Raw genomic sequence first — 26641 nt, 5'->3', positions numbered from 1 at the left:
ACGATGAACGTATTGAGCAAAAAAACGATAGTCATCACTGGCGCCAGCCGCGGTATCGGTAGAGAAATTGCCCTGGCAGCCGCCAAACGTGGCGCCAATATCGTCATTGCCGCCAAATCAGCCGAGCCACATCCAAAATTACCCGGAACGATCTATACGGTAGCCGAAGAAGTCGAAGCACTTGGCGCCAAAGCGCTGCCGTTTCAGCTGGATGTTCGCGATCACGCGCAAGTGTTCGAGCTGATGCAGAAAACGGCCGATACCTTCGGCGGCATCGACATCATCATCAATAACGCTGGCGCCATCAGCTTAACCAATGTCGAAAACACCCGACCGAATCTTTTCGATCGAATGCAAAGCATCAACGCCCGCGCCGTCTATCTGACCGCCCACGCTGCATTACCATGGCTAAAAAAAAGCGGGCACGCTCATATCCTGAGCCTGTCGCCGCCACTGAACATGGACCCGCGCTGGTTCAAAGCACATGCTCCTTACACCTTGAGCAAATACGGCATGACCATGCTCAGTATCGGCATGGCCGAAGAATTTCGTGAACATGGCATTGCCGTCAATTGCCTGTGGCCAAGGACGATTATTGCCACGGCCGCGATCGAATTTGCGTTGATGGGCAAAGAGGCATTCCGGCAATGCCGGACACCGGCCATCATGGCCGACGCGGCCATGGCGATCCTCGAACAACCGACGAGCTTTACCGGTAATGCATTACTTGATGAGCAAGCGCTAGAGAAAGTAGGCATCACCGAGTTGGAGCAGTATCGTTACGATTCGAGCTATCAAGGACCGCTCGGCGCGGATTTATTTCTCGATGATTGCCTGTGGTCGCATTGATTTCATAAGGCCAGTAGCTCGACGTCCACAGCGCGCCGAACTGATAAACCAGGAAACTGTTCACGCATTTTCGCTTTCAAGGTTTCCTGGGCTTGTTCTTCGCCGTGCACCAAGGTCACGGCCGGCCGGCTCGGCATTTGCTGATACCAACGCAACAAATCCGTTTGACCGGCGTGGGCCGACAATCCGCCTATCGTATGCACCTTCGCTCGCACCTTGATCGCTTCGCCCCACAAACGAATGAAGTGATTGCCATCGACCAAGGCGCGTCCTGGCGTGCCATGAGCCTGGAAGCCGACGATCACGACTTGCGTGGTATCGCGCCAAACCAAATGCTTCAGATGATGTTTGACCCGGCCACCGGTACACATGCCGCTGCCGGCGATAATGATGGCACCGTGATGAATGCGATTGATCGCCATCGACTCTTCCGGGCTTTCGCAAAACATCAGGTTCGGCAGCAGTTGTTTCAGTTTTTGCGCTGGTCTTTCGCCAAGCGTCGCACGGGCTTCAGCGTCGTAAAGACAATGGTGTTTCAGGTACACCTCGGTAGCGCTGATCGCCATCGGGCTATCGAGAAAAATCTGCCAGCGATCAAGGTGCCAACGCTGCCGATGCTTGGCGAATAGATACAACAATTCTTGTGCCCGCCCGACCGCGAATGCCGGAATGATAATGTTGCCGCGAGAACTGGACTCGGAGTTGAAAATGGCTTCCAGTTCAGACAGGGTATCGTCAAAGCGGCGATGGTCCCGGTCGCCATAAGTGCTTTCCATAATTACATGATCGGCGTCAAAGCCGGATTCCGGGTCGCGTAAAATCGGCCCCTGGTACGGACCGAGATCACCAGAGAAAATCAAACGCCGGACAACGCCATGATCCTGCAGCTCCAACTCGACAATGCAGGAACCAAGAATATGGCCGGCATCATGAAAGCGAAACCGGATCTGCTCGTTGATGGTTTGCCACTGATGGTACTCACAAGGAAAGAACAGCGGCTCAGCGGCTTCGACGTCCTCGACATCGTACAACGGCGGAACCGGCGGCAAGCCCTTTCTGGCGCGCTTGCGATTGGTGATTTCAGCGTCTTTTTGTTGCAGCTTGGCGGAATCACGCAACATGATCCGGCACAGATCGTACGTGGCGGTATGCGCATAAATGCGACCGTCAAAACCCTGTTTGGTAATCAGCGGCAAACGGCCAGAATGGTCCAGGTGGGCGTGGCTCAATACAATCGCCGTCAGCGAGGCCGGATCAAAGGATAGCGGTTCGCTATTACGAATTTCGTCTTTATAGCTGCCTTGAATTAATCCGCAGTCCAACAAGATCTTGTGCGGACCAACCGTAAGCAAGTGACAGGAACCTGTCACTTCCTTGATAGCCCCGAGAAACTTGACCGAAATCTTGTGCATTGCTTGAAATCCTCCGCCGCTACCCAAACATAATCAATGATGCCGGTAAACCTGGTTTGATCGGCATCAACAATTCACCAAGCCTATCGAGCTAGTGTAGTCGTTGCCGCGTTGTACTCCATAGCGAGTGCTGGCAATGAAACTTGAGGCCGTCGCCAGATTGGCTGATTGTTTAGACATGCTGGCAACGACCTCCCGCCGAAAGCAAAGGAGGATGACTATGAACCTGACCCGTTACAACCCGTGGTCGATGTTCGACTCACTGCAGCGCGACATCAACCGGGCTTTTGAGCGTCGTTCACGCTTTTCTGAAGATGACAGCGGCGAGCTGCTGAGCAGCGCCTGGATCCCATCCGTCGATGTCAAAGACGAAGAAAGGCAAGTTGTATTGTATGCCGATGTGCCGGGCATCGATCCGAAAGACATTCACGTTGAATCAAATAACGGCGTGCTGACCATCAAAGGCGAGCGCAAGTTTGAGAAAGAATTCAACGAAAAAGACTTCCACCGCATTGAACGCAGTTATGGCACGTTTTTCCGCCAATTCTCGCTGCCAGACAATGTTTCCGGTGATGATATTTCAGCGAAATATAATAATGGCGTGTTGGAAGTCAGGATGCCGAAAAAGAAAGCCAGTGAAGCACGTCGTATCAGCGTGCAAGGCAGCTAACCGAACAAAAAATAAAGGCCCGGTTTCGGGCCTTTATTTTTCTATGCTTCATAGTGTTACGCTTCAAAACGCTTCAGGATTAGCGTAGCGTTGGTGCCACCAAATCCAAAACTGTTCGACATAACGGTATTGAGCTTGGTGTCACGGCGTTTCAGCACGATATCCAGGCCTTCGGCTTTTTCATCCAGGGTTTGGATGTTGGCCGAAGCGGCAATGAAATCATTCTGCAGCATCAACAAGCTGTAAATGGCCTCCTGTACGCCGGCAGCACCGAGTGAATGGCCGGTCAACGACTTGGTTGAGCTGATCGGCGGACACTTGTCGGAGAACACTTCACGAATGGCACCGAGTTCCGCGACATCACCAACCGGTGTTGAGGTGCCATGGGTATTGATGTAATCAATGGGCGCACTGGTCGTTGCCATCGCTTGACGCATACATCGAACCGCACCTTCGCCGCTGGGCGCAACCATGTCGTAACCATCGGAGGTGGCGCCATAACCAACCACTTCAGCGATGATGTTGGCACCACGAGCCTGCGCATGTTCGAGTGATTCCAGCACCACCGCACCGCCGCCGCCAGCGATAACAAAACCATCGCGCTCGGCGTCATAAGCACGCGAGGCTTTTTCCGGTGTGTCGTTATATTTGCTCGACAGCGCGCCCATCGCGTCGAACATCATCGTGAACGTCCAGTGCAGTTCTTCACCGCCGCCGGCAAACATTACATCCTGTTTGCCCATCTGGATTTGCTCGACAGAATTACCGATGCAGTGCGCGCTGGTGGCGCAAGCCGAGGTAATCGAGTAATTGACGCCTTTGACTTTGAAAGCGGTGGCCAAGCAAGCCGACACACTGGAGCCCATCGTGCGCGGTACGAAATACGGCGTCACTTTGCGAATGCCTTTTTCTTCCAGCACTTTCGTTTGTTCGTACTGATTCTTTGGCGAGTGGCCACCGGCACCCATGATAAGACCGGTGCGCACGTTGGAGATTTGCTCTTCCGTCAAACCGGCTTGAGCAATCGCCTGCTGCAACGACAAGTAGGCATAGGCAGCGGAATCGCCCATGAAGCGTTTGATTTTACGGTCGATCAACGCATCCAAATCGATTTGTGGCTGACCGGAAACCTGGCTGCGAAAACCGTGATCAGCCGCGGCTTGATCAAAGCGAATGCCGGAGCGGCCTTCGCGTAAGGATTGAGTGACTTCTTCGAGATTGTTACCAATGCAGGAAACAATGCCCATTCCGGTAATAACGACGCGACGCATCAGGCAAACTCCGACATATTGGTGAACAGACCGACTCGCAGGTCTTTCGCCGTGTAAATTTCTTTGCCGTCAACGCTGACTGAACCGTCAGCGATAATCAGCTTCAATTTGCGCGAGATAACGCGCTTGACGTGAATATGGTATTTGACCAGTTTATTGGTTGGCAGAATCTGACCGACAAACTTCACTTCACCAGCGCCAAGCGCGCGACCCTTGCCAGGATTGCCGAGCCAGGCCAGAAAAAATCCGGTCAACTGCCACAACGCATCCAGGCCCAGGCAACCGGGCATCACCGGGTCGCCAGGAAAGTGGCATTCAAAAAACCACAGGTCCGGGTGAATATCGAGTTCTGCGGTCAATTCCCCTTTGCCGTACTCCCCGCCTTCCGGCGAAATATTCGTGATGCGATCAAGCATCAACATATTTGGCGCCGGCAATTGTGCATTGCCGGGACCGAATAACAAACCCTGTGCTGACGCCAGTAATTGCTCTTTTGTAAACGAATTGGGAAACGACATTCAGGGGCTCCAAAGCAGTATGATGACCATTTCGTGGTGGTCAGCAACAGGTCAGATCTTTAACCGCTGGCGCTGAGACCTGTGCGGGACGCGGTATTATGCCAGCATGAGTTTACAGCTTGGTCCGACCAACGCCATTTTTACGTACAAATCCGATACTTAGCTTAATGGAGGCAACAAAATGAGCGGAGTTCCTGAGTTTCTTGAATCGTTCTGGGAGAAGGACATCCTGCCCACGCTCAGTGAATACATCGAGATTCCAAACAAATCCGTGCATTTCGACCCCGATTGGTCGAAAAACGGCCACATGGACCGCGCCATTGAACTGGTTGCCGCCTGGTGCAAACGCTACCCGTTACCAGACATGAAATTGAACGTGCATCGTCTCGAAGGCCGCACACCGCTGCTACTCGTCGATGTGCCGGGCAATGGCAAAAGCAATACGCTGATTTACGGTCACCTCGACAAACAACCGGAATTCGATGGCTGGAATGAAGGACTAGGGCCCTGGAAAGCGGTGCGTAAAGACGACAAGCTTTATGGTCGTGGCGGTGCTGATGATGGTTACGCGATATTTGCGTCATTCGCCGCGCTGCATTGGCTAATCAAACAAGGCAAGCCGTTCGGTCGCGTGGTCATGCTGATTGAATGTTCCGAGGAAAGCGGTAGCCCGGATTTACCCGCGTACATGAAAGCGCTGTCGGAACAAATCGGTAAACCGGAATTGATCATTGCGCTCGACTCGATGTGCGGCAATTACTATCAGCTTTGGACCACGACCAATTTGCGCGGCAACCTGCTCGGCATACTGAAAGTGCAAGTGCTGACTGAGGGCGTTCACTCCGGCGCCGCCAGCGGCATTGTGCCCTCCTCGTTCCGGGTGCTGCGGGAAGTGCTGGACCGCATCGAAAACAGCAACACTGGCGAGATTCTGCCGGACTTTCTGAAAACCAATATTCCCACCTATCGCGTTGCCGAAGCGGCCCACGCTGCCGACGTACTGCAGCATGAAATTGCCGGTGCCTATCCATTTGTGCCGGGCATGAAACCGGTGACTGGCGATTACACCGAGCAACTGTTGAATAACACCTGGCGCACCACGCTGTGCGTTACCGGTGTGGACGGCATGCCGGCATTGGCCAATGCCGGCAACACACTGCGCCCCTACACGACCGTGAAACTATCACTGCGCCTGCCGCCGGACCTCGACGCCCGTGAATGTGCCGCGCAGCTGAAAGTGCTGCTGGAAAAAGACCCGCCTTATGGCGCGAAAGTCTCGTTTGATATTGGCTCAGCCGACTCTGGATGGAATGCGCCAGCCTTTACCGCCAAAACCAACCGCGAATTGCAACAGGTATCGCAGACCTATTTCGGCAAACCGGCTATTCATTATGGTTGCGGCGGCACCATCCCGTTCATGCGCTTTTTATCCGACAGCCTGCCCGAAGCACAGTTTGTCGTGACCGGCGTGTTGGGACCGCATTCAAACGCCCACGGGCCGAATGAATTTCTACACCTGCCGATGGTCAAGAAAATAACCGCCTGTGTCGCCGATATTCTGACCATGCAGGCATAGCCCAACATAAAAAGTGGCAGCACCACCTGCCAAGCCATACGGAGAAGATCATGCAGTTAAAACAGAACAACAAGACTTTGATCGCCACCCTGTTCACCTCGTCGTTGCTTTCGCTGAACGCGATAGCAGCGAGCGTGGCGGGTATTGATGCTGAGCGGGTGGAATGGCATTCCAATGGCGAGATACCGACGTTTGTCACGGCGCCGAACCTGCAGTTGCCCGGCCTGTACGTCAGCAAAAGCGGGCAACAGTGGCAGCAGGCTGCAGACAATCTGCTGCCGATGATTGCCCCGATTTACAAGCTCGGCGTGCAGGCACAGCAAGCAGCCATACTGGAAAAAGCAGATGTCAGTAAAACGCTGTCCATTCTGACTTGGCGTCAGCATTATGACGGCGTGCCAATTGACAATGTGGCGTTGAAAGTTATCGCTGATCGCAATGGTAAAGTCACCGCGCTCAGTGGTTATTTGAGTCAGCAAACGCCTGCATCCACGCACAGCAAAAGCCGGAGCCTCGCCAAAACCTCGATTTCATTGGCCGAACAACATTTGGATCTGAATGTTGTGGACTGGCAGTTCAGCGAGCAAGACGAAGCAGGCGCCTACCTGTTCAAATCCGTGAATACCAAACAGCTACCGACGCGCGCATTTCCGGTTTACCAATTACATCATGATCAATTGCTACCGGCCTGGAAACTGGAATACTGGCAACCTGGCCGGCGCAATCAGTTGTGGGCGATTATCGTCAGTGAACAGGGCGAAGTACTGAGCAAGCATTCGCTAACCAAGGATGTTGCATTCAATTATCGCGTTTACGCTGATAGCAACGGAGAGTTTCGACCATTTGATTCACCGTTCGGTACCGCGCATTCGCCGCATCCGACCGGCACACCGGACAATACGTTGCCAAGCTCAGTTCCTGCAAACCTAGTCCAGATTGAGCACGCCGGAATTTTTACGGGTGATCCATGGCTACCGGATACGGCTACAACACTAACCGGCAACAATGCCGACGTCTATTTGGATTTGGTTGAACCAAATGGATTTAATGGCGGGAGTGATCGTCGCGTAAGTTCTTCAGCAACCAGAACATTTGATTATTCACTGAACAGCAGCCAAGCACCAACTGCAACAAATAATCAGAACGCCGCAATGGTCAACGCTTTCTTTGTGGTCAACTGGCTGCACGATATGTTTTACAACGCAGGCTTCCGAGAAAACGACGAAAATGCTCAACAAGATAATTATGGTCGAGGCGGCGTTGGCGGAGATCCGATACTGATTGAAGTACAGGATTACGATGGGCGAAATAACGCAAACATGTCCGCCGGTTTTGAGGGAACCTCACCCAGAATGCAGATTTTCCTCTGGGATGGCCCGTCAACGCATTCCGTGCAAGTCGGCAACACGAGCTATGTCACCGGTCGCGCCGATTTTGGTCCGGTCAATTTCAACACCACAGGTCAATTGGTGTTGATGCGTGACAATGCCGGCACCAGCCTGACAGACGGTTGCGAAGACCTCACCAACGCCGCGGAACTGACAGGAAAAATCGCGTTGGTTGACCGCGGCAACTGTAACTTTATCGACAAGGTGGCGCGTGCCGAAAGCGCGGGAGCGATCGCGGTGCTGGTCGCCAACCATAGTCCTGGCGTGTTGACCATGGGCCGCCCTGATGGTGTCACCATCAATCCAACAATTGGTTCGCTGATCGTCAGCAAGGCCGATGGCGATGCGATCAAAACGGCAATGACCTCCGCTACGGTTAACGCCACGCTGAGCCGAATCACCGGTGGCGATGTTGACGGTAGCTTCGACTTGGCGTTGGTCGCCCACGAATGGGGCCATTACCTGAACAATCGCTTGATCAGTATTGGTAATGCTCAGCAATCCAATGGCATGGATGAAGGCTGGTCGGATTTTATTGCGCTGTTGATGACCGTACGTCCGGAAGATGCACTCAGCAACTATAACGGTGTATACGGATTCTCCAGCTATTCCGGCAGCAATACGTACTACGGCATTCGTCGCCTGCCCTACTCCACTGACTTCAACAAGAATGCGCTGACCTTCCGCCATATTTCCAACGGTCAGTTACTACCGCTTGAAAACAATCCACGCTTTGGCGCTGGTGGCACTGACAATGCGCAAGTGCATGCAACGGGCGAAGTCTGGTGTTCGATGTTGTGGGAGGGGTACGCTGATTTGCTCCGCACGCGTGGCTTTGCTGAAGGCCATACGCGTATGAAAACCTATTTGGTTGCGGGAATGAAAGCGATCGGCGTCAATAGCCCCACGTTCACACAAGCACGTGATGCCTTGCTTGCGGCTATTCCCGATACAGATGACCGCACGTTGTTCCGCAACGCTTTCGCTCGTCGAGGATTGGGCATCAATGCCATTTCGCCGGATATCGCTAGCGACCAGAACCCCAATGCTCAGGAAAGCTACACCTGGACACCGACAAACAAACCAAACGTTACCGTCAGTGGCAATCAATCCGTCACGGAAGGTGCTACCGTTTCAGTAAGCTCCACAGCAGCGGATAGCGATGGCACCATCGCCAGCACCGAATGGAAGCAGGTTGGTGGCCAGCCGGTAACGTTGACCTCAACCAGTGGATTGACTAGCGGTTTTACCGCTCCAGCCGTCACCACGACCGATACCATCGTGCTACGCTTCACTGCTACCGATAACGTCGGAGAAAAATCGGATGCTGATGTCAGCATTACGATCAACGGTAACAACCAATTACCAACCGCCAACGCTGGAACCGATCAAGTCGTCAACGAAGGGGCAACGGTGCAACTGCGCGGTACTGGCACCGATGCGGACGGCACGATAGTCAGTTACACCTGGGCCAATAATTTCAGCGGCACCATCACGCTGAGTCCAAGTGCTGGCCCCAACGTTTCGTTCACCGCGCCAACCGTCAACAGCAGCGGTACCGTCATTACCTTTACCCTTACCGTCGTTGACAATGATGGTCTCAGCGCAACCGACACCGTCAACGTTACCGTAAACAAAGCCAGCGTCAGTCCCCCACCGAGTAGCGGCGGAGGTGGTGGCGGCGGAAGCTGGTCTGCTGTCGCGTCAATGCTGCTTTTACTAACGCTGATGACTCGTCGAAAAAAGCGGAGTTGAAATTAATAAAACGAAAGCCCGCTTCAGCGGGCTTTTTGTTTGCTAATCCAGCACAGCGAATGCCAAGGCATGTTCGCGCTCATCGCTAATCGTCAAATGACAATACTGCGCGCCCATATCATGCAATCGTTTTAATGCACCGCCATGCAGCACAACGACAGGCTTACCGAGTTCGTCATTGCGTACTTCAATATCCGCCAGATTGACGCCTTCGGCAATACCGGTGCCCAGCGCTTTTGAAACGGCTTCTTTCGCGGCAAATCGCTTGGCAAGGAAGCGCGCTTGGTGTTGATGGCGCATAAAAATCTTCAATTCATTTTCGTGCAACACCCGCTCGGTGAATCGATCCCCGTGCCGGCTCAACACTTCTTCGATTCGCTTTATGACAACGAGATCGGAGCCGATGCCGACAACGGCCATGGGCGAGCCTCCACCATCAAACGCTTCATTTCACTGACGGCATTCTCCAAACCAACGAACAGCGCCCGCGCCACAATGGCGTGACCAATATTCAGTTCGTAGAGCTCAGGAATGCGCGCTATCGCCTGCACATTATGGTAGTGCAAACCGTGACCGGCGTTGACGATCAAACCACGACGCGCCGCGTACTTGGCAGCACTGGCGATGCGCTGCAACTCCTGCTTTTGCGTTTCGCCTTCACTCTCGGCGTAGCGGCCGGTATGCAACTCGATGTACGGCGCACCACAACGCAACACCGCATCGATTTGCTGCTCATCCGGATCGATGAACAACGAAACCAGAATGTCGTTTTCAGCCAAGGTTTCGCAGGCGGCTTTGATCGCGGCCTCATTGCCGCGAATATCGAGGCCGCCCTCAGTGGTCAATTCTTGGCGTTTTTCCGGAACCAGACAGCAATAGGTCGGCTTTACTTTCTTGGCAATCTCAAGCATTTCATCGGTCACCGCCATTTCAAGATTCAGGCGAGTGCCAATGGTTTCTTTCAGCACAAAGACGTCGCGGTCGCGAATATGGCGGCGGTCTTCGCGCAAATGCACGGTAATACCATCGGCACCGGCCTGCTCGGCAAGCAGCGCCGCCTGCACCGGCTCGGGGTAACGTGAACCGCGAGCATTACGTACGGTGGCAATATGGTCGATATTGATGCCCAACAAACACGGGCCTTTATGGCTGGTCGTGATCATCGTTCGGCTTCTCCTTGTTCTCGCTCGGAAAATTCATCGTTGTGGTCAATCATCGTTTGCAAACGAATTTTTGCCAGCCACAACTCCCGTGATTGTAGCGGTTTGTCACCGAGATGGTTGGCCAGCAATTGACGAAATATCTGTTTGATTTCCAGTGCTGCCTGCTGCCATTGTTCATTGGCGATGGCGAGCAAAGCTTGACCGGAAAAACAGGTGTTGTCACGGCTGGCGGCCAAGGTAACACCATCTTCGTGAACGCGATAATGCTGTTCTGCCATGACAGGTGCACCATCACGAGTGCTGAGACAGTCAATCGCATAGCCCAAATCATTGAGTAAGTGCCATTCAAATTGGCGCAAAGCCGGATCGGGAGACGCGTCATTGGCCAGGCGCTCCAGTGTCTGCTGATACGCCTCAAACACACTAAGGTGGGCATCGTGCTCAGGTAACAGCCGCTGCAACAACTCATTGCAGTACATGGCACAGAGCGAAGCGTTGCCACTCAGGCTTGGTGCCGGTATTTGCAGATCAGCTTGCTGCAAATAATAGTAGTCATGCGAACGATTGACCGACAGCGACAACAACTGAAAAGGCTGCAGCAGCCCTGCCAAAGGCGAGCGTTTTTTGCCTTTTACACCGCGAGCGGCAACGCGTAGATTGCCGAGTTCAGCACTGAACACATCCAGCAACAGACTCGACTCTTTCCAGGGTCTGCTATGCAAAACAAAGGCGTTCAGCGTGACATTCATTCAATAAGTCAGTCTTCGAAATACCCGAGGCTACGTAAGGCGCGCTCATCATCGGCCCAACCGCCTTTGACCTTGACCCAAAGCTGCAAGTGAACCGGACAATCAAACGTGGTTTGCATTTCCAATCGAGCTTCAGTGCCAATCTGTTTCAACCGCTCACCTTTTTCACCGATCACAATTGCTTTCTGACCAGCCCTCTCAACGTAAATGACAGCGGCAATATTGGCTTTGCCCTGCTCATCCATCTCGAATGCTTCGATTTCAACAGTGCTGGCATAGGGCAATTCAGCGCCGAGACTGCGCATCAGCTTTTCACGCACCAACTCAGCCGCCATGAAACGCTGACTACGATCGGTGACCTCATCTTCGCCATAAAGGTGGGTATTTTCCGGCAAGCGCTTACGCAGCGCATTCAACAAGGTATCGACGTTGCGACCAAGCTGAGCAGAACCAGGAATCAACTCGGCGAACGAGTATTTCGTGGCCAAGTTTTGCAGATGGGGCAGCAATTTTTCTTTCGGATGAATTTTATCGGCTTTGTTGATGAACAGCAGAACCGGTGCTTCGACATCTTTCAAGCGCTCGAGCACCAGCTCATCATCGGTTGTCCACTGTAATCCTTCGACGACCCAGACAATCGCATCAACATCGACGACAGAGGACGCCGCTGCGCGATTCATGTAGCGATTGATCGCGCGCGCTTCCTGTCGATGCAAGCCTGGAGTATCGACAAACAGGATCTGGTCATCGCCTTCGGTGAAAATGCCCATGATCCGGTGCCGGGTGGTTTGTGGCCGACGTGAAGTGATGCTGATTTTCTGGCCGACAATTCGATTGAGCAGCGTCGATTTGCCAACGTTCGGCCGGCCGATAATGGATACATAGCCGCAACGCTGAGTCATGGTTCCACCTTCAATATATCGAGAATTTTGCGCGCCGCTTGCTGTTCGGCTTTGCGCCGACTGCTGCCTCGGCCTTCCGCCGTTTCACCGGACTCCAGAGTGCAGCGAACATGAAACGTCTGGGCATGCGCTTCACCAAACGTCGCCAGCAAATCATAAACCGGCAGTGGCAGGCGTTTGCCTTGCAACCACTCCTGCAGAGTAGTTTTCGGATCTTTGTCGGTGCCACCTTCAGGCAGCGCTTCAAGTCGCTCACGATAAAGACTCAGAATGAGCTGCTCACAGCAGTCAAAACCGCCATCAAGGTAAACCGCGCCGAAAATGGCTTCGAGCGCATCGGCCAAAATCGAAGCCCGGCGGAAACCACCGCTTTTCAATTCACCGGAACCCAGGTTCAGGACATCACCAAGATTCAGCTCGGTAGCAATCTCTGCCAGCGTTCTCTCCCGAACCAGCGATGAGCGCATCCGGCTCAGCTCTCCTTCAGAAGCGTCGGGAAAGCGATGATAGAGCTGCGCAGCAATGACCTGGCCGAGCAAGGAGTCACCAAGAAACTCCAGACGCTCGTTGTGTTTTGAGGAGGCACTACGATGAGTAAGGGCCTGATCCAGCAGGCCCTTGTCTTGAAACTGATACGGCAATTGCCGGCAAAACGCCTGAAAAGTGGGCGTCATCCCTCGCCGCCTAATACATGCCGTTCTTCAAACCATACAACAGCATCAACATTGAACATGATTGGCTTGCGCACTTCATAATAAATGACAACTGATTTGACGCCATCATCATCGACCTCAATAACAATGTTATCTTCTTTTACTGAATGCACTTCATCGATATAGAACTGCTTGTTCATTCGTATAAACAAGTCTTTCTCACGAAGCGTATCAGCATCAGGTTGTGATGCGACTTGTGTAACCGCCTTCTTCACCGACATGTTTTCCATGTAAACCGGCAAAAGTGTGATGACCAGCATCGTAAAAAAGCCGATCAAGCCCAGCACCATTAGCCAACCCCAAATGGTCATGCCTTGTTGATATCGTTTCATGGTTTACCCTCGTTTTACCGGACTGTCTGGCAGCCGTTAGTCGATACCGCCGATGCGGCTGAAACTGACCCCGGTTGGCACCCAGCCAATCAACGGATGATCAAAACCAAAATCCAGGTGCATCCACACCGCGACCGCCTCACCTTTCAGGTTTTCGTCCGGGACAAAGCCCCAGAACCTGCTGTCATTCGAACCATCGCGATTATCACCCATCATGAAATAATGGCCCTCTGGCACGATAAAATCCAGACGGTTGCCCGGCAACTGACGAGTCATATCAGGCTGGTTCGGTCGAATCAGCAGTTGGTGTTGCTGTTCTCCGAGTGTCTCCTGATAAATATCGGCAACGACACCATTGTCGTCAAATCCTTGCGCCTGCAGCAATTGCCGTTCTACCGTGAACATTTTCGGGCAGTTATCCGGGGCAAGGCCTTTACAACTTGGTTGGATACGGATTTCCTTATCGGAGTAAACAATCCGGTCGCCAGGCAATCCTATGACCCGCTTGATGTAGTCAATTGATGGATTATGTGGGTAGCGAAACACCGCAACATCCCCGCGCTCCGGCCCACCCAAATCGAGAATCTTCTTGTTCACGACCGGCAGCCGAATACCGTACGCAAACTTGTTGACGGCGATAAAGTCGCCTTCGATCAGTGTCGGTTTCATCGAGCCGGAAGGAATCCGGAACGGTTCAATCAGGAACGAACGGAACAGGAAAATAAACAGTAAAATCGGAAAGAAGGATTTCGCCTGTTCGACTGTCACCGCCCATTCTGACGGTGGCTCAGCAGCTTTTTCCTCTTCGCTCATCTCCACCGGCAAACGCACTTTTTGTAAGGCGCCGGCCCACCAGGCCAGGCCGCACAGACCGGTTGCGGCAAACAATACGGCTGAGAAATCCTGACCGGCCAATAAAAGCAGAAACGGCAAACCGAACAGCAGCAGCATCGCCTGGCGCATTTCGCCGGCAACAAAAAACATCGCCGCGACCGCACCAAGGAAAATCAACAGCGATTTATCGGCCAGCAGCAGAAACGCCAACACCACCAATAAACCGGCCATGGCATAGCATGACCATTCCGGTAACTTCTTTGTCATTATTTGTCCTTACCCACCTGCAACACGGCCAGGAATGCCTCCTGCGGGATCTCCACCCGGCCAACTTGTTTCATCCGGCGTTTGCCTTCTTTCTGCTTTTCCAACAATTTTTTCTTACGGGACACGTCACCGCCATAGCACTTGGCCAATACGTCTTTGCGCATCGCCTTGACCGATGAGCGGGCAATAATCTGGTTACCAATCGCGGCTTGCACCGCAACTTCAAACATCTGGCGCGGAATCAGTTCGCGCATCTTCTCTACCATTTCACGGCCACGAGAATAGGCATGATCGCGATGGACAATGCTGGCCAGCGCATCGACTTTTTCGCCGTTGATCATGATATCCAGACGCACCAGATTGGCTTGCTGGAAACGGACAAAGTTGTAGTCGAGCGAAGCATAACCGCGGGAACACGATTTCAAGCGATCGAAGAAATCCAGCACGACTTCGGCAATCGGCAACTCATACGTGAGCGACACCTGACGGCCGACGTAAAGCAACTTCGTTTGCACACCGCGCTTTTCCTGACACAAGGTGATCACCGCACCAAGATGCTCTGGCGGCACCAGGATGTGCGCTTCGCAAATCGGTTCGCGGGTTTCGGCAATGGCACCCGGATCCGGTAATTTCGAAGGGTTTTCGCAATAAACGACATCGCCGTTGGTTTTCAATACTTCGTAAATTACCGTAGGCGCCGTCGTGATCAGATTCAGGTCGTATTCGCGCTCCAAACGCTCCTGGATGATTTCCATATGCAGCATGCCGAGGAAGCCGCAACGGAAACCAAAACCCAGCGCCGTCGAGCTTTCCGGCTCGTAGAACAATGACGAATCGTTGATCGATAATTTATCGAGCGCTTCGCGGAAGGCTTCATAATCATCGGAGCTGATAGGGAACAAACCAGCATAGACCTGCGGCTTGATTTTCTTGAAACCTGGCAGTGGCTTTTCCGCACCATTTTTCGGCGTCGTCAGCGTATCGCCAACCGGGGCGCCTTTGATTTCTTTGATACCGGCGATGATGTAACCGACTTCGCCGGCTTTCAGATGATCCAATGGTTTGCGCTTCGGCGTGAAAATACCGAGATCGGTCACTTCATAGGCGCGGCCAGTCGACATCACCTGCACTTTTTCGCCTTTGCGAATGCAGCCATTGACGACCCGCACCAGCGACACGACGCCGCAGTAATTGTCGAACCACGAATCGATAATCAGCGCTTGCAATGGTGCCGCGTCATCGCCTTTCGGTGCTGGCACGCCTTCAACGATGCGCTCCAGCAAATCCATGATGCCGATGCCTTCTTTCGCTGAGCAGCGGACAGCGGTTTTCGCTTCCAGGCCGATCATGTCTTCGACTTCCTGGATCACACGCTCCGGATCGGCGGTCGGCAAATCAATTTTGTTCAGTACCGGCAGCACTTCGAGGTTTTGCTCAATCGCGGTGTAGCAGTTGGCCAGCGTTTGTGCCTCGACGCCCTGGGCGGCGTCGACAACCAGCAGCGCGCCTTCACAGGCAGCCAGCGAGCGGCTGACCTCGTAGGAAAAGTCGACGTGACCGGGGGTGTCAATGAAGTTCAGTTGGTAGGTTTTGCCGTTTTGCGCAGTGTAATGCAGCGTAACGCTCTGCGCCTTGATGGTAATGCCGCGCTCGCGCTCAATCGGATTGTTGTCGAGCACCTGCTCCTGCATTTCCCGCTGTTCGAGGCCGCCACAGGTCTGAATCAGTCGATCCGACAGCGTTGATTTGCCGTGATCGATATGGGCAATGATGGAGAAATTTCGGATGTGCTCTATGTACGACATGAAGGCTCAATCTTGAACAGGACAACGGTAAGGGCATGCGGGGCCGTGTTGGGCCCCGCAAAAGGACGCCGATCTTACCGGATTTGCTCACTGTTCCGGTATACGAAGCACCAAAAACTGTGCGTTACCGCGTCGTACCACATGAATCGGCACCGATTTGCCTGCCGGCAGCTCGGCCACCACGGCATTGAATTCCGCGACGGTGCGTACGTCCTGCAGATTGATCGACAGAATCACATCACCCGGCCGCACGCCAGCATCAGCGAACGGGCCTTCGACGACTGACTGCACCAACACGCCACCATCGAGCTGCTGTTCCTCAGCTCGCTCCGGGTCCAGTTCGGTGACGATGACGCCGAGACGCTGCTGGGCATTACCGGGTCCGGCTGCGACCTCCGCATCTGGCCGTGCACCAATCGTGACCGTCACGGTTTTCGGCTTGCCTTCGCGCAGAATCTCGAATTTAGCTTTTGCGCCCGGCTTGATGCGGCCGACAATCACCGGTAGGGCACCGGCGTTTTCTACCGTAATGCCATCAATCGACAGAATCACATCACCGGCTTTCAACCCAGCCTTGTCGGCGGCATCGCCTTTCGACACCTGGGTGATTACAGCGCCGCGCGGGCGATCAAGCCCAAAGCTTGACGCGATCTCTGCCGACACTTCCTGATAACCGACGCCGATGTAACCGCGCTCAACCTTGCCGGTTTTCTTCAACTGTTCGGACACGTCGATGGCCAAATCGATCGGAATCGAGAACGACAGGCCGATTGAGCCGCCGTTCGACGACAGGATCTGGGAGTTGATGCCGACCACTTCGCCATCGGCGTTGACCAGTGGCCCACCGGAATTACCGCGATTGATGGAGGCGTCAGACTGGATGAACGGCACATAGGCATTCCATGGCAGGCTGCGGCCTTTGGCGCTGACAATACCGGCCGAAACCGAATGATCGAAGCCGAATGGCGCACCGAAGGCCAACACCCAGGCTCCCGCCTTGAGTTTTTTCACATCACCGATTCTCGCCGCCGGCAAATTCTTGGCGGTGACTTTCAGCAAGGCGACATCCGATGGTTCGTCCTGGCCGATTTTTTCGGCATCAAGCACACGACCATCGTGCAGCTTGACCTTGATGGAAACCGCCTCGGCGACCACATGATGATTGGTCAGAATATAACCATCGGTGGAAATGATAAATCCAGAACCACTGGGGCCATTGCGGGTGCGTTGACCCATTTTGATTTCGGTGGTGATTTGCAACACCATCGGGTTGACCTGTTCGACCAGACCGGTGAAATCCGGCAACGCCGCACGAGCCGAGCCGATAGTGAAAACGAGCAGAAAAAATGACAACAAAGGCAGACGAGATTTCATCTTGTTTTGCATCCCAAGCTTGCAGAAAAACATCGAACACTCGGACCAGGAATGCTGGCACGGAGTTTCACAGGTCTGGTGCTCGGCTTTGTTAACAGGTGTGTCAGAGCGATCGCGCCAAACCACAATCGGGATCTGAAGACTTACCCAGAATATGGACAGCCCGCTCATATTCAAGGGCGCGAAGACGGGTATAAAACACGCTGGTCAGCAGCGCCAACAACGACAGCAGCACGATTTGCCATTCGGCTAGCCGCAACACAGAACCAAGCAACGCCATCAGTAACACCATCAACAACGGCAAACCGTACTGACGCAAACTGGCGCGCACCAGAAAGGATTCTTCGACGCCGAGCTGCACCCGATCACCAACCTCGAATGGCTCATCGCAAGGCACCGCCAGCTCAGTGATTTTGTCGCCAAACAAACGCGCGAACGTGGCGCCACCACAGCCATTGCCTTCGGCGCAGCGCGCACATTCACTCTGGTTCTGGGCCCGGACCCGGACATAACCCGCTCCGGTCTCGACGACCAGAACGGATTGTTCGATCACAGCGGCTCTCCGCTGGCGCGCACCGACATGGCGATTTTGCGGGCGGTGCTGCTGGGGATTTCACCGACCACAGTAACCCGTCGTTCGCTGTCGGCCTTTTCGACAATGGTCATGCCGCCGCGGCGCCAGACCCGTTCGGCCGAGCGAATACCGGCCGGCGTTTTGCTGATGTAAACCGAAATCGCCGCCATGCCATCGGAGAACAGCAAGTGGTGAATCGGTTCATCAACGCCCGGCTTACGCTGCAATTGTTGACTGCGCAATACGAACCCCGACGGCAGATAATCGACGGTAAACGGCGACACCGTTTCATCCGAGTTGATCGCCGCGACCGGCAGCACCCGCACACCGGTTGCCGGATTGATATCGGCGCTGACTTGAAGCTCGACATCGGCAATCGGCTGATTGGCGGTGAAATTGACCACCTGCCATTGCTCGATGATTTGCCGGGTATCGCTGACCAGTTCCGAGCGCAGCAGCAAACCCGTTTCCTGATCAATCCAAATCCGGTAGCCGTAGCGGTCGTTGTTCGGTGACATGATCACCAGTTCCTGGGCGCTGCGACCGGCAATGCGCTCGCGTTCCCCAAGACTCAAACGGTAGGAGTCCTTTATCCGGGCCAAGTTGTCGAGCAGGCTGCGGGTAAACGGAATCGAGCCAGCCTTGTCAACCATGATTGGCTTGGCGTCAGCGAGATAAGCAGTAATCGTGTCGTCATCGCGAATGATTTCGCGGGCATCGCCATTCAGGTGCACCAGACGCGAGCGTTCGCGGCCCTCTTCATAGGCATGCACGAACCGCATCGGTTCGACCTGGTTGTCGCGAATGTAGACAAAGGAAATATCGTAATTCAGTTCACGGAAGGCTCGAGCCATCCGGTCCAGCAAGGCTTTCGGGTCCGGCTCGTTCGCCGCCAAACTGGCAGCGAAGCCCAGACCGGCAATCAGCAACCAACGACGCATGCTCGTCTGTCACTCCTTATCGCCGTTATTCGCATCCCTTGCCGGTTCATTTTCCGCTTTGGTTTCGTCATCTTTGGCTTGTTCTTGTTTCGCCGATTCCGGTTGTTCGGCTTTCTCAGCCCCGGTCGGCAATTCCAGACGTGCCGACACGACTCGGGTGTACGGCATCATCAGATTGATGCCATTGGCGGAAACCGCTTCGGTATGGGTAATCAGCATGTCTTCCAGACGAGCCCGCTCTTCATCAATGGCCGGCTGGGCGGTGACTTTGGTGACTGGCGCAATCTGGGTTTCGTTGGCAACCAAGTCGGTAATCGGCGCATTTTGTTCTGGCGTCACGGCCGGCGCCTGCAGTTGTTGCCAGCCGAGTAACGCAACGAAAAACACCGACGCGGCCATCGCGAAGCCGACAATCGATTGGCTGGTTTTGCGCGGCTTTTTGATATTGGCCGGGGCCAGAATGGCCGGCTCATCAACCAGCGCCAGCGAGACCCGTTGACTGATATCGGTGATCGACTCCTGCTGCAATTCGTTTTGCAGCGCATCGCGAATCAGGTGATAACGCGACCAGGCATGGATGTTGTCGTCATTGCCCAACACGTCATCGAGCGCGGAGGATGATACCGGTTGATCGTCCATCAGGGCCGATATCTGCTCATGCTTTGAATTCATCTATGCCTCGTTCACTTAGCCTGCGTTGAATCGGTTTGTTCTGCTGTTCATCGGGTGATCAGCGGTTCTATGCGTTTATCCACCGCCTCGCGCGCCCGGAAGATGCGTGAGCGCACGGTGCCTATCGGGCACTCCATGACCTCGGCGATTTCTTCATAACTCAAGCCTTCGTACTCGCGCAATAATAACGCCGTTCGAAGTTCTTCGGGCAAATCGGCCATGGCCTGGTCGATGGTCTGCTTCAATTCGGCGGTCAGAAGCAGGCGCTCAGGGCTTGCGTCGTCGGTTGGACCCGCAATATCGGCGATTTGTTCCGCGTCCATGCCTTCAACATCAATGGTCTGCAGACGCCGGCCCTGGGCGGCCAGAAAGTTCTTGGCGGTGTTGATGGCGATGCGGTACAGCCAGGTATAGAACTGACTGTCGCCACGGAAATTCGGCAACGCACGATAAGCCTTGATAAAGGCTTCCTGAGCGACGTCGGCGACTTCGGCGCGGTCACGCACATAGCGGCCGATCAGCGCCATCAGCCGATGTTGATATTTTTTGACCAGGAGATCAAAGGCTCGTTTGTCGCCGCGTTGCACACGGGCAACCAAAGCAGAATCGGTATCTTGGCCTGTCATGATGGCCTGTCATTTTCCTTATGTCGGCGGGACAACTGCCGGTACGGCGGTCTGACTGAATTACTAAACAGAAGTTCAATCGGGACCGGCAACGCTCTAGAATGCGCGCTCGCAAAAATCGTCGTACGAGCAGAATAGTTGGTATTGTGCGTCATCGGCGCCGATCCCGCAAAATTTCAGGAGCCTTTGTGACGGCAAAACAATTCGATGTACTGGTCATTGGTTCCGGCGCGGCCGGCTTGTCGGTGGCGCTGCGCCTGGCCCATCACGGTTCGGTGGCGGTGTTGTCGAAAGCCACATTGAGTGAAGGCTCCACCTTTTATGCTCAGGGCGGCATTGCCGCGGTACTCGATCAGACTGACACCGTCGATGCTCATGTCCAGGACACGCTGGTCGCAGGCGCCGGCCTCTGCGAAGAACCCGCCGTGCGTTTTACCGTTGAGCGCAGCCGCTCGGCAATTGAATGGCTGATTGAAAAAGGCGTGCGCTTTTCCACCGACGCCAGTGCCGATGGCAGCGGCGGTTATCACCTGACCCGCGAAGGCGGCCACTCGCACCGGCGCATCATCCATTCGGCCGATGCCACCGGCCGCGCCGTGCAAACCTCTCTGGTCGACGCGGTTCGCCAGGCTCCGAACGTCACCTTGCTGGAGCACTATATTGCGGTCGACTTGATCACGACGCAAAAACTGCAGCAGCCCGGCAATCGCTGTGTCGGTGCATATGTGTTGAACCTCGAGACGGATCAGGTCGAAACCATTTCGGCACGCTTTGTCGTGCTCGCCACCGGCGGCGCCAGCAAGGTTTATCTCTACACCTCGAACCCGGACGTTGCCAGCGGCGATGGCATTGCCATGGCCTGGCGGGTCGGTTGCCGGGTCGCCAATCTGGAATTCAATCAGTTTCACCCGACTTGTCTTTATCACCCGCAGGCGAAAAACTTTCTGGTTACCGAAGCGCTGCGCGGTGAAGGCGCTTACCTGCAACGGCCGGATGGCAGCCGCTTCATGCCCGATTACGATGAGCGTGCAGAACTTGCCCCGCGCGATATCGTCGCCCGCGCCATCGACAGTGAAATGAAACGGCTCGGTGCCGATTGCATGTGGTTGAACATCAGCCACAAACCGGCCGAGTTCATTACCAGTCATTTCCCCACCGTTTATCAGCGCTGTCTGGAATTCGGTTTTGATTTGACCAACGAACCGATTCCGGTGGTGCCGGCCGCTCATTACACCTGCGGCGGCGTGGTCACCGATTTAAAAGCACGCACCGATGTCGAGCAGCTTTATGCCGTCGGTGAAGTCGCCTGGACCGGTTTGCACGGCGCCAATCGCATGGCATCCAATTCCTTGTTGGAATGCCTGGTATTCGGTGCTGCCGCTGCCGAAGATATTCTCGCCAACTGGTCTTCAGTGCCGCCATCTCCAGCCATCCCCGCCTGGGACGATAGCCGGGTAACCGATGCCGATGAAGCCGTTGTCGTTTCCCACAACTGGCATGAGCTACGGCAAACGATGTGGGATTACGTTGGCATTGTTCGCACTGATAAACGCCTGCAACGGGCGCAGCGTCGCATCGCGATGTTGCAGGAGGAAATCCGCGAGTATTACCAGCACTTTCATGTCACCAATGACTTGCTGGAGCTGCGTAACCTGGCGCTGGTCGCGGAGCTAATCGTGCGTTCGGCGATGCAGCGAAAAGAAAGTCGCGGTCTGCACTACAACGCCGATTACCCGGAACCGTTACCGGATGATCAGCGCCACCAAACCATTCTGTCGCCGAATCACTGATTCGGCTAAATAAAAGGCCGGGCAATTGTTCCCGGCCTTTTATTTTGATATCCACTGATCAAATTTGCTGCAAGGCTTGCAACCATTCGCGCGCCGCCTGCTTGTTGAACTGAATGTGCAGACGCTGTTCATCGCCGTCTTTCCGCAACAAGCGCTCAATCAACGCTTGCGCCTGTTCGGCAGAGACTTGGTCATTGAATCGAGCGAAAACATAGTCATTGACCTGCTCGGCCGCCGCCCGCTTTTCAGCATCGGACAAGGCTGACGACTGCATCAGCGCGGTATTGACCGCATGCAACAGCGTCGACAAATAACTCGGCGAACGGGCAATGCCACGACTCATCGGCGCCAGTGCCTGTGGCGGTAAACTTTGCAGATAATGCCAAACCAATTGATCGGTACTGCGCAGTATCGCTTCGCCGTTGCTCATCGCCTCCGCAATCAGCGGCCGGAAAATCAATTCGCCATTGGAACTGTTGGTCAGAATAACCAACCCCTCGTTTAATTGCGGCGACACCATCGCATAGGTTCGCACGCCCGGCTCACGGCCATCGTGCATCAGCGCTTCGCCTTCGCTGAGCGGAATCAGCTTCCAGCCAAGCCCAAAACGCTCGGCCGGATTACTGTGTAGAGCCTGCGGCTTGGCCATTTGTTTCTGAAGCTCGGCCGGTAAACCGGCACCATTGGCTACCCAGGCCAGAAAACGCGCGTAATCATCGACCGTCGACATCAGATGCGCAGCGGCATTCGGTTGGCGCGATGCCAAATTGGTATCAATCGGCTCACCGGCTTCATTGAAGCCGGTGGCGATGCGGTCGGCGATTTTTGCGTTCCAACCAACATAGGTTTGCGTCATACCGGCGACTTGCAGCACCTGTTTATTCATCAATTCAGTCATCGATTGATCGGTCTTGCGCTCCAGCGCCCGACGCAGATACTCAAACCCTTCGCCGGAATATTCGTGACGCTGACCCGGCTCAAACATGAACGCCAGTTTGCGATTGCCGCGCCAATTCGGCAGCCCACTCTGGTGGCTGAGCACCGTGCGTGCGGTCAGCTTTTGATGACGTGGATCATCGGCAATATCCTCGTCTACCCAGTAGCTCGCCAACGACTCATCCAGTTGCAGTTGCTGATCGGCAATGGCATGCAAGGCGGCCGTCGCGAATACCGGCTTGGTCAGACTGGCGACATTGAACACGCTGTCGGTTTGCATAGGTTTGCCCGGCGCTCGTTCGCCAAATGCCGCATGCCAGGCGAGCTTGCCGTTTTCGATTTTGGCGATCGCCAGACCGCGCACTTTGCTTTTCTCCATCAGCGCCGGGATCTGTTTCTGTATTGCGGCCGGTGCCTGCAGCGCATCGGCATTGACTGCCGTCGCAGCCAAAAGGCCCATACACAGTGCGCTGGCCAAGAATAAACGTTGTTTCATTCGATGTTCCTCTTAGGTTATTGCCTTTGTTCAGCAGGACAGATACGGTCAGCATCGAAACGGTTGCAAAAAAAATCGAGAAAACTTTTTTCCGTTGATATGCAACCGATTGCTCGCTTGATGTATCAGTTGCTGAAAACATCCGAATTTCCGTTGGAGAACACTATGGATGACATACTTTCGCTGATGATTCCGATCGTCGGATTCATCTGTCTGGTCGCGATTGTGCGTGCCGTCGTCGATGGCCGACTTCGGCGCCGGCTCGCTGAAACTCATGCCAGTGAAGAGCTGGTGCGGGCGATTACCGAAGCCGATGAAGCCAACCGCAAACAGGGGGCGCAGAAATGGGGACTGGTGCTGATCATGCTTGGCGTCGCGCTGGCGCTGATCGATGTGTTTGAACTCGGTAGCCAAGACCCTGGTGCCTACGGGTTGTTGCTGGCGGCATCAGGTTTGGGTTTGCTGCTCCACCATCTTTTGCAGCGACGCGAAAACTGAGCGTTTCGCGCATGACGGAGTCGCAGGAAAATCGGCTGCAGGAGCGCCAATTGGTCGCCGATGTGCTTGCCCATCGCGAAGGAGCGTTTACCGTTTTGGTGGAGCGCTACCAGCGTTTGGTCTGGCATCTTGTCTACCGAATGGTGCAACACCCGGAGGATTGTCGGGAGCTGTCCCAGGAGGTATTTCTGCGCGTGCATCGCTATTTGCGCCAGTTTCGTTTTGACAGTTCGCTTGCGACCTGGATTGGGCGCATTGCCTATCATGTCTCCATCCGGCATTTGCAGCGACGTCAGCTACCCATCGTGGAACCCGATGAGGAACAGACCTCGCCAGTCGAATTGCTCGCGGATGATTTTGATCTGGCAGCAGCCTGCGCCAATCAACAACTGATGGCATCACTGCACCAGGCGATGGCCGAATTGTCACCACTGTCACGCACGGTACTGACCCTCTACTACCTGGAAGAAATGAGCGTAAACGACATTGCCGCGATCACAGAAAAGCCGGAAGGCACGATAAAAAATGCCCTGTTCCGCGCCCGTCATCAGTTGCGGACGCAATGCGAAAAAATGGGAGTATTCAATGAGTAAACAAGAACCTCATCGCGACCAGTTTGACACGCTGTTGCAACACGCGCTACAGACCGCGCCAATGCCGGCCATTCCAGCCAATTTTGCCGAAGCATTGCAGCAACAAGTCAGCGATCATGAAGAGCAAGCCGGATGGGAGATCTGGTTGACGCGAATCACGGTTGCCATTGCCGTCTTGATGCTCAGCGCTTTTTTTCTGCCATGGTTGAATGTCATCAGCGAACAACTAACCGAACAGATCAGCAGCGCCCCCTGGCCAATATTGCTGATGACAGCAGCGATACTGGCGCTGATCAAACTGCTTGATGTGAAGCAGCAAACGCCGCAAGCGCAGCGTCTTTAATCTTCGATCTCGTCGGAAGCATCCGAGTGTGGTTGCTGACGTAACCAACGGCACAGGCGCCGATAATCAGCTTCATTGAGCATGTCGCGGGCAATCAATTGCCGGACATGGCGGCCATGCTCATCGGTACCGGCAATCACCAGAAGTTGCTGACTGACATAACTCGGAGCGGTCAGCGTCAGCCGCAACCATTGCTGCGCACGATTCTGCATGCGCCACTGCCCTTCATGTTGGCCAAGGCCGCAAATACCGTTTTCGCTACGCAAGGCAAAATGCCGGTCGGCAAATAAGGCACTAGTGGCAAACAACGGCAAGCTCAGCAACCACCACCAGATTTCGCTGAGCAACACGGCACATAGCGAAAACAACGCGAGATGCAACAGCAGATTGACTCGTCGCAGAAAATCAGACGGCCGCAGCGTCAGCATCAACGCAGCGTGAACTCGCGAATCGCCGCTACCGCAGCCAATAGCTCCGGATTCTCCGGCGCACCATAACCCATCAGCCAGGTGTATAAATCCGGGTCGGCTTCTTCTAGCAGGGCCGCGAAACGGCGGATACCGGCGTCATCGAGCTGATCGGCCATTGCTTCGAAATACGGCAGCAGAATCACATCCAATTCCAGCATGCCGCGCCGGCATTGGTAGTGCAGACGACGCTTTTCGGCTTGTTCAATCATGGTGGCAAAATTCTCGTACAATATCGGCCTGTTTTTTCTTAAGCGGTATTGTGCAATGAGCTCCAGCCCTCTGACCACCGTTTTACCCACCATGCCGTTTCTATGCGCGCTCGAATCGCTTGGCGTGGTCCGTGTCGACGGCCCGGATCGGCAGAAATTTCTGCAAGGCCAGTTGACCTGCGACGTCAACGCCTTGCTGCCCGGCACGCACCTGACCGGCGCCTCCTGCAACCCCCAAGGCCGGGTTCGGGCGTTTTTTCATCTGCTCGCCGATGATGAAGCCATTTACCTCGTGATACCGGCGACGATGATTGCGCCGTTTCTGGATGCGATAAAAAAATACGCCGCGTTCTTCAAAACCAAACTGAATGACGTCAGCAGCGACTATCGGGTGATTGGACTGGTCGGCGAACAACGCCCATTGGCGGGTATTTCGGCAGCGCTGCATTACGACGAGCAACGCCGTCTGGTGTTACAAACCGCCAGTGAGCCGGCGCCGGAAAATACCCAGCCAGCGCGCTACTGGCAATTGCTCGATATCGACCAGAAAGTGCCGACGATTGTGCCGGAGAACAGCGAAAAACTGCTGCCGCACCATATCAATCTGGCCCAGATCGGTACCGTCAACTTCAAGAAAGGCTGCTACACCGGTCAGGAAATCATCGCTCGGATGGAGTTTCGCGGCACGCCGAAAACCCATCTGCAAAAGGGCCTGGTCAAGGCCGAAGATCTGAAAATTGGTCAGGAAATAACCAGTGGCGATCGGGCCGAAGGCGAGCTTGTTACCATCGTTCCGCTCGGTGATGGCCGGCAGGCCGTGCTTTGCACCGTGAACGATGCCGCATTATCCTCCGACTTGCGTGTCAGTTCTGAATCCCTGCCTATACTTGAGCTTGTGGACCGTTAACCCTTCCG

At 54.5% G+C, this 26641-nt stretch carries 28 protein-coding genes; 9 read left to right on the top strand and 19 right to left on the bottom strand.

Translation table 11 applies throughout. The annotated features are described in order from the left end of the window. The first annotated feature begins 3 nt into the window (after positions 1–3). Complete coding sequence (locus tag E2H98_RS17175; protein ID WP_133586932.1) at positions 4–849, top strand: SDR family oxidoreductase; 846 nt, start codon at positions 4–6, stop codon at positions 847–849. Positions 850–851: 2 nt separating this feature from the next. On the opposite strand, the gene E2H98_RS17170 is transcribed toward E2H98_RS17175, so the two are convergent. Beyond that, positions 852–2261 carry an MBL fold metallo-hydrolase RNA specificity domain-containing protein gene (locus tag E2H98_RS17170; RefSeq protein ID WP_198325165.1) on the bottom strand — a complete coding sequence of 470 codons (1410 nt, stop codon included), beginning with the start codon at positions 2259–2261 and terminating at the stop codon, positions 852–854. Positions 2262–2481: 220 nt separating this feature from the next. Here E2H98_RS17170 and E2H98_RS17165 point away from each other — a divergent pair, with 220 nt between their 5' ends. Continuing rightward, positions 2482–2931: an Hsp20/alpha crystallin family protein gene (locus E2H98_RS17165; RefSeq protein WP_133586931.1), complete on the top strand. Its 450-nt coding sequence runs from the start codon at positions 2482–2484 to the stop codon at positions 2929–2931. Positions 2932–2987: 56 nt separating this feature from the next. On the opposite strand, the gene fabB is transcribed toward E2H98_RS17165, so the two are convergent. Then, positions 2988–4202: a beta-ketoacyl-ACP synthase I gene (fabB, locus tag E2H98_RS17160; RefSeq protein WP_133586930.1), complete on the bottom strand. Its 1215-nt coding sequence runs from the start codon at positions 4200–4202 to the stop codon at positions 2988–2990. Further along, the gene (fabA, locus tag E2H98_RS17155) at positions 4202–4720 is read right to left on the bottom strand and encodes a 3-hydroxyacyl-[acyl-carrier-protein] dehydratase FabA (protein ID WP_133586929.1); all 519 of its coding nucleotides are present in this window, start codon (positions 4718–4720) and stop codon (positions 4202–4204) included. Before fabA ends, fabB begins: the two co-directional genes overlap by 1 nt. A gap of 181 nt (positions 4721–4901) precedes the next feature. Between fabA and E2H98_RS17150 the strand changes: the two genes are divergently transcribed. Together E2H98_RS17150 and E2H98_RS17145 are read left to right on the top strand one after the other, a co-directional pair. Next, complete coding sequence (locus E2H98_RS17150) at positions 4902–6296, top strand: M20/M25/M40 family metallo-hydrolase (RefSeq protein ID WP_133586928.1); 1395 nt, start codon at positions 4902–4904, stop codon at positions 6294–6296. 50 nt (positions 6297–6346) lie between these two features. After that, positions 6347–9439 (top strand): M36 family metallopeptidase, encoded by a 3093-nt coding sequence (locus tag E2H98_RS17145; RefSeq protein ID WP_133586927.1) that lies wholly within the window; start codon positions 6347–6349, stop codon positions 9437–9439. Between the two features lie 42 nt (positions 9440–9481). Here E2H98_RS17145 and acpS read toward each other — a convergent pair whose 3' ends face one another. From acpS to rpoE, 13 genes are all read right to left on the bottom strand, one after another. After that, positions 9482–9859, bottom strand: a complete 378-nt coding sequence (gene acpS, locus E2H98_RS17140; protein WP_133586926.1) for a holo-ACP synthase — start codon at positions 9857–9859, stop codon at positions 9482–9484. After that, positions 9820–10602 carry a pyridoxine 5'-phosphate synthase gene (gene pdxJ / locus E2H98_RS17135; protein WP_133586925.1) on the bottom strand — a complete coding sequence of 261 codons (783 nt, stop codon included), beginning with the start codon at positions 10600–10602 and terminating at the stop codon, positions 9820–9822. Before pdxJ ends, acpS begins: the two co-directional genes overlap by 40 nt. Beyond that, positions 10599–11351 (bottom strand): DNA repair protein RecO, encoded by a 753-nt coding sequence (recO, locus tag E2H98_RS17130; protein ID WP_133586924.1) that lies wholly within the window; start codon positions 11349–11351, stop codon positions 10599–10601. The genes pdxJ and recO overlap by 4 nt, the downstream gene beginning before the upstream one ends. Before the next feature lie 8 nt (positions 11352–11359). Beyond that, complete coding sequence (gene era, locus E2H98_RS17125) at positions 11360–12253, bottom strand: GTPase Era (protein WP_133586923.1); 894 nt, start codon at positions 12251–12253, stop codon at positions 11360–11362. Beyond that, positions 12250–12927, bottom strand: a complete 678-nt coding sequence (gene rnc / locus E2H98_RS17120; RefSeq protein WP_133586922.1) for a ribonuclease III — start codon at positions 12925–12927, stop codon at positions 12250–12252. Before rnc ends, era begins: the two co-directional genes overlap by 4 nt. Continuing rightward, on the bottom strand, positions 12924–13298 hold the full coding sequence (locus E2H98_RS17115) for a DUF4845 domain-containing protein (RefSeq protein ID WP_133586921.1): 375 nt from the start codon (positions 13296–13298) through the stop codon (positions 12924–12926). The genes rnc and E2H98_RS17115 overlap by 4 nt, the downstream gene beginning before the upstream one ends. A 36-nt stretch (positions 13299–13334) precedes the next feature. Further along, positions 13335–14399 (bottom strand): signal peptidase I, encoded by a 1065-nt coding sequence (gene lepB, locus E2H98_RS17110; RefSeq protein ID WP_133586920.1) that lies wholly within the window; start codon positions 14397–14399, stop codon positions 13335–13337. Further along, complete coding sequence (gene lepA / locus E2H98_RS17105) at positions 14399–16204, bottom strand: translation elongation factor 4 (protein ID WP_198325164.1); 1806 nt, start codon at positions 16202–16204, stop codon at positions 14399–14401. The genes lepB and lepA overlap by 1 nt, the downstream gene beginning before the upstream one ends. 87 nt (positions 16205–16291) lie before the next feature. Beyond that, the gene (locus E2H98_RS17100) at positions 16292–17578 is read right to left on the bottom strand and encodes a Do family serine endopeptidase (protein ID WP_232475428.1); all 1287 of its coding nucleotides are present in this window, start codon (positions 17576–17578) and stop codon (positions 16292–16294) included. A gap of 103 nt (positions 17579–17681) precedes the next feature. Beyond that, positions 17682–18131, bottom strand: a complete 450-nt coding sequence (locus E2H98_RS17095; RefSeq protein WP_133586918.1) for a SoxR reducing system RseC family protein — start codon at positions 18129–18131, stop codon at positions 17682–17684. Beyond that, a complete protein-coding gene (locus E2H98_RS17090) occupies positions 18128–19093 on the bottom strand; it encodes a MucB/RseB C-terminal domain-containing protein (protein WP_133586917.1) in 966 nt (321 codons plus the stop codon). Before E2H98_RS17090 ends, E2H98_RS17095 begins: the two co-directional genes overlap by 4 nt. Positions 19094–19102: 9 nt before the next feature. After that, entirely contained in the window at positions 19103–19765 is a 663-nt protein-coding gene (locus tag E2H98_RS17085) for a sigma-E factor negative regulatory protein (protein ID WP_133586916.1), read from the bottom strand. A gap of 47 nt (positions 19766–19812) precedes the next feature. Further along, positions 19813–20391, bottom strand: coding sequence for an RNA polymerase sigma factor RpoE (gene rpoE / locus E2H98_RS17080; RefSeq protein WP_133586915.1), 579 nt, complete (start codon positions 20389–20391; stop codon positions 19813–19815). A gap of 188 nt (positions 20392–20579) precedes the next feature. Here rpoE and nadB point away from each other — a divergent pair, with 188 nt between their 5' ends. Beyond that, positions 20580–22181, top strand: a complete 1602-nt coding sequence (gene nadB, locus E2H98_RS17075; RefSeq protein WP_232475427.1) for an L-aspartate oxidase — start codon at positions 20580–20582, stop codon at positions 22179–22181. A 58-nt stretch (positions 22182–22239) separates the two neighbouring features. Here the strand turns inward: nadB and E2H98_RS17070 are convergent, their stop codons facing one another. Further along, positions 22240–23613, bottom strand: coding sequence for a serine hydrolase domain-containing protein (locus E2H98_RS17070; protein ID WP_133586913.1), 1374 nt, complete (start codon positions 23611–23613; stop codon positions 22240–22242). Positions 23614–23778: 165 nt separating this feature from the next. Here E2H98_RS17070 and E2H98_RS17065 point away from each other — a divergent pair, with 165 nt between their 5' ends. The 3 genes from E2H98_RS17065 to E2H98_RS17055 are packed head-to-tail and all read left to right on the top strand — an operon-like array spanning position 23779 to position 25047. After that, on the top strand, positions 23779–24111 hold the full coding sequence (locus tag E2H98_RS17065) for a DUF6249 domain-containing protein (protein ID WP_133586912.1): 333 nt from the start codon (positions 23779–23781) through the stop codon (positions 24109–24111). Between the two features lie 11 nt (positions 24112–24122). Then, positions 24123–24704 carry an RNA polymerase sigma factor gene (locus E2H98_RS17060; protein ID WP_133586911.1) on the top strand — a complete coding sequence of 194 codons (582 nt, stop codon included), beginning with the start codon at positions 24123–24125 and terminating at the stop codon, positions 24702–24704. Then, positions 24697–25047 carry a hypothetical protein gene (locus E2H98_RS17055; RefSeq protein ID WP_133586910.1) on the top strand — a complete coding sequence of 117 codons (351 nt, stop codon included), beginning with the start codon at positions 24697–24699 and terminating at the stop codon, positions 25045–25047. The genes E2H98_RS17060 and E2H98_RS17055 overlap by 8 nt, the downstream gene beginning before the upstream one ends. Here E2H98_RS17055 and E2H98_RS17050 read toward each other — a convergent pair. Beyond that, complete coding sequence (locus tag E2H98_RS17050) at positions 25044–25475, bottom strand: protein YgfX (protein WP_133586909.1); 432 nt, start codon at positions 25473–25475, stop codon at positions 25044–25046. The two genes, E2H98_RS17055 and E2H98_RS17050, sit on opposite strands and share 4 nt — an antisense overlap. Further along, positions 25475–25726, bottom strand: a complete 252-nt coding sequence (locus E2H98_RS17045; RefSeq protein ID WP_133586908.1) for an FAD assembly factor SdhE — start codon at positions 25724–25726, stop codon at positions 25475–25477. Before E2H98_RS17045 ends, E2H98_RS17050 begins: the two co-directional genes overlap by 1 nt. A 55-nt stretch (positions 25727–25781) precedes the next feature. On the opposite strand from E2H98_RS17045, the gene ygfZ reads away from it, so the two are divergent. Further along, positions 25782–26633: a CAF17-like 4Fe-4S cluster assembly/insertion protein YgfZ gene (ygfZ, locus tag E2H98_RS17040; protein ID WP_162848129.1), complete on the top strand. Its 852-nt coding sequence runs from the start codon at positions 25782–25784 to the stop codon at positions 26631–26633. The last annotated feature ends 8 nt before the right edge of the window (positions 26634–26641 follow it).

This window comes from Permianibacter aggregans (assembly GCF_009756665.1).
Lineage (GTDB): Bacteria > Pseudomonadota > Gammaproteobacteria > Enterobacterales > Permianibacteraceae > Permianibacter > Permianibacter aggregans.
Note: the sequence above shows the minus strand (reverse complement) of the source record. Positions and strands in the feature narration are given on the sequence as shown.

Excerpts from the sequence above, each read along its gene's own strand:
- E2H98_RS17175 (WP_133586932.1), top strand. The coding sequence starts at position 4 with ATGAACGTATTGAGCAAAAAAACGATAGTCATCACTGGCGCCAGCCGC.
- E2H98_RS17170 (WP_198325165.1), bottom strand. The coding sequence starts at position 2,261 with ATGCACAAGATTTCGGTCAAGTTTCTCGGGGCTATCAAGGAAGTGACA.
- E2H98_RS17165 (WP_133586931.1), top strand. The coding sequence starts at position 2,482 with ATGAACCTGACCCGTTACAACCCGTGGTCGATGTTCGACTCACTGCAG.
- fabB (WP_133586930.1), bottom strand. The coding sequence starts at position 4,202 with ATGCGTCGCGTCGTTATTACCGGAATGGGCATTGTTTCCTGCATTGGT.
- fabA (WP_133586929.1), bottom strand. The coding sequence starts at position 4,720 with ATGTCGTTTCCCAATTCGTTTACAAAAGAGCAATTACTGGCGTCAGCA.
- E2H98_RS17150 (WP_133586928.1), top strand. The coding sequence starts at position 4,902 with ATGAGCGGAGTTCCTGAGTTTCTTGAATCGTTCTGGGAGAAGGACATC.
- E2H98_RS17145 (WP_133586927.1), top strand. The coding sequence starts at position 6,347 with ATGCAGTTAAAACAGAACAACAAGACTTTGATCGCCACCCTGTTCACC.
- acpS (WP_133586926.1), bottom strand. The coding sequence starts at position 9,859 with ATGGCCGTTGTCGGCATCGGCTCCGATCTCGTTGTCATAAAGCGAATC.
- pdxJ (WP_133586925.1), bottom strand. The coding sequence starts at position 10,602 with ATGATCACGACCAGCCATAAAGGCCCGTGTTTGTTGGGCATCAATATC.
- recO (WP_133586924.1), bottom strand. The coding sequence starts at position 11,351 with ATGAATGTCACGCTGAACGCCTTTGTTTTGCATAGCAGACCCTGGAAA.
- era (WP_133586923.1), bottom strand. The coding sequence starts at position 12,253 with ATGACTCAGCGTTGCGGCTATGTATCCATTATCGGCCGGCCGAACGTT.
- rnc (WP_133586922.1), bottom strand. The coding sequence starts at position 12,927 with ATGACGCCCACTTTTCAGGCGTTTTGCCGGCAATTGCCGTATCAGTTT.
- E2H98_RS17115 (WP_133586921.1), bottom strand. The coding sequence starts at position 13,298 with ATGAAACGATATCAACAAGGCATGACCATTTGGGGTTGGCTAATGGTG.
- lepB (WP_133586920.1), bottom strand. The coding sequence starts at position 14,399 with ATGACAAAGAAGTTACCGGAATGGTCATGCTATGCCATGGCCGGTTTA.
- lepA (WP_198325164.1), bottom strand. The coding sequence starts at position 16,204 with ATGTCGTACATAGAGCACATCCGAAATTTCTCCATCATTGCCCATATC.
- E2H98_RS17100 (WP_232475428.1), bottom strand. The coding sequence starts at position 17,578 with ATGAAATCTCGTCTGCCTTTGTTGTCATTTTTTCTGCTCGTTTTCACT.
- E2H98_RS17090 (WP_133586917.1), bottom strand. The coding sequence starts at position 19,093 with ATGCGTCGTTGGTTGCTGATTGCCGGTCTGGGCTTCGCTGCCAGTTTG.
- E2H98_RS17085 (WP_133586916.1), bottom strand. The coding sequence starts at position 19,765 with ATGAATTCAAAGCATGAGCAGATATCGGCCCTGATGGACGATCAACCG.
- rpoE (WP_133586915.1), bottom strand. The coding sequence starts at position 20,391 with ATGACAGGCCAAGATACCGATTCTGCTTTGGTTGCCCGTGTGCAACGC.
- E2H98_RS17070 (WP_133586913.1), bottom strand. The coding sequence starts at position 23,613 with ATGAAACAACGTTTATTCTTGGCCAGCGCACTGTGTATGGGCCTTTTG.
- E2H98_RS17065 (WP_133586912.1), top strand. The coding sequence starts at position 23,779 with ATGGATGACATACTTTCGCTGATGATTCCGATCGTCGGATTCATCTGT.
- E2H98_RS17060 (WP_133586911.1), top strand. The coding sequence starts at position 24,123 with ATGACGGAGTCGCAGGAAAATCGGCTGCAGGAGCGCCAATTGGTCGCC.
- E2H98_RS17055 (WP_133586910.1), top strand. The coding sequence starts at position 24,697 with ATGAGTAAACAAGAACCTCATCGCGACCAGTTTGACACGCTGTTGCAA.
- E2H98_RS17050 (WP_133586909.1), bottom strand. The coding sequence starts at position 25,475 with ATGCTGACGCTGCGGCCGTCTGATTTTCTGCGACGAGTCAATCTGCTG.
- E2H98_RS17045 (WP_133586908.1), bottom strand. The coding sequence starts at position 25,726 with ATGATTGAACAAGCCGAAAAGCGTCGTCTGCACTACCAATGCCGGCGC.
- ygfZ (WP_162848129.1), top strand. The coding sequence starts at position 25,782 with ATGAGCTCCAGCCCTCTGACCACCGTTTTACCCACCATGCCGTTTCTA.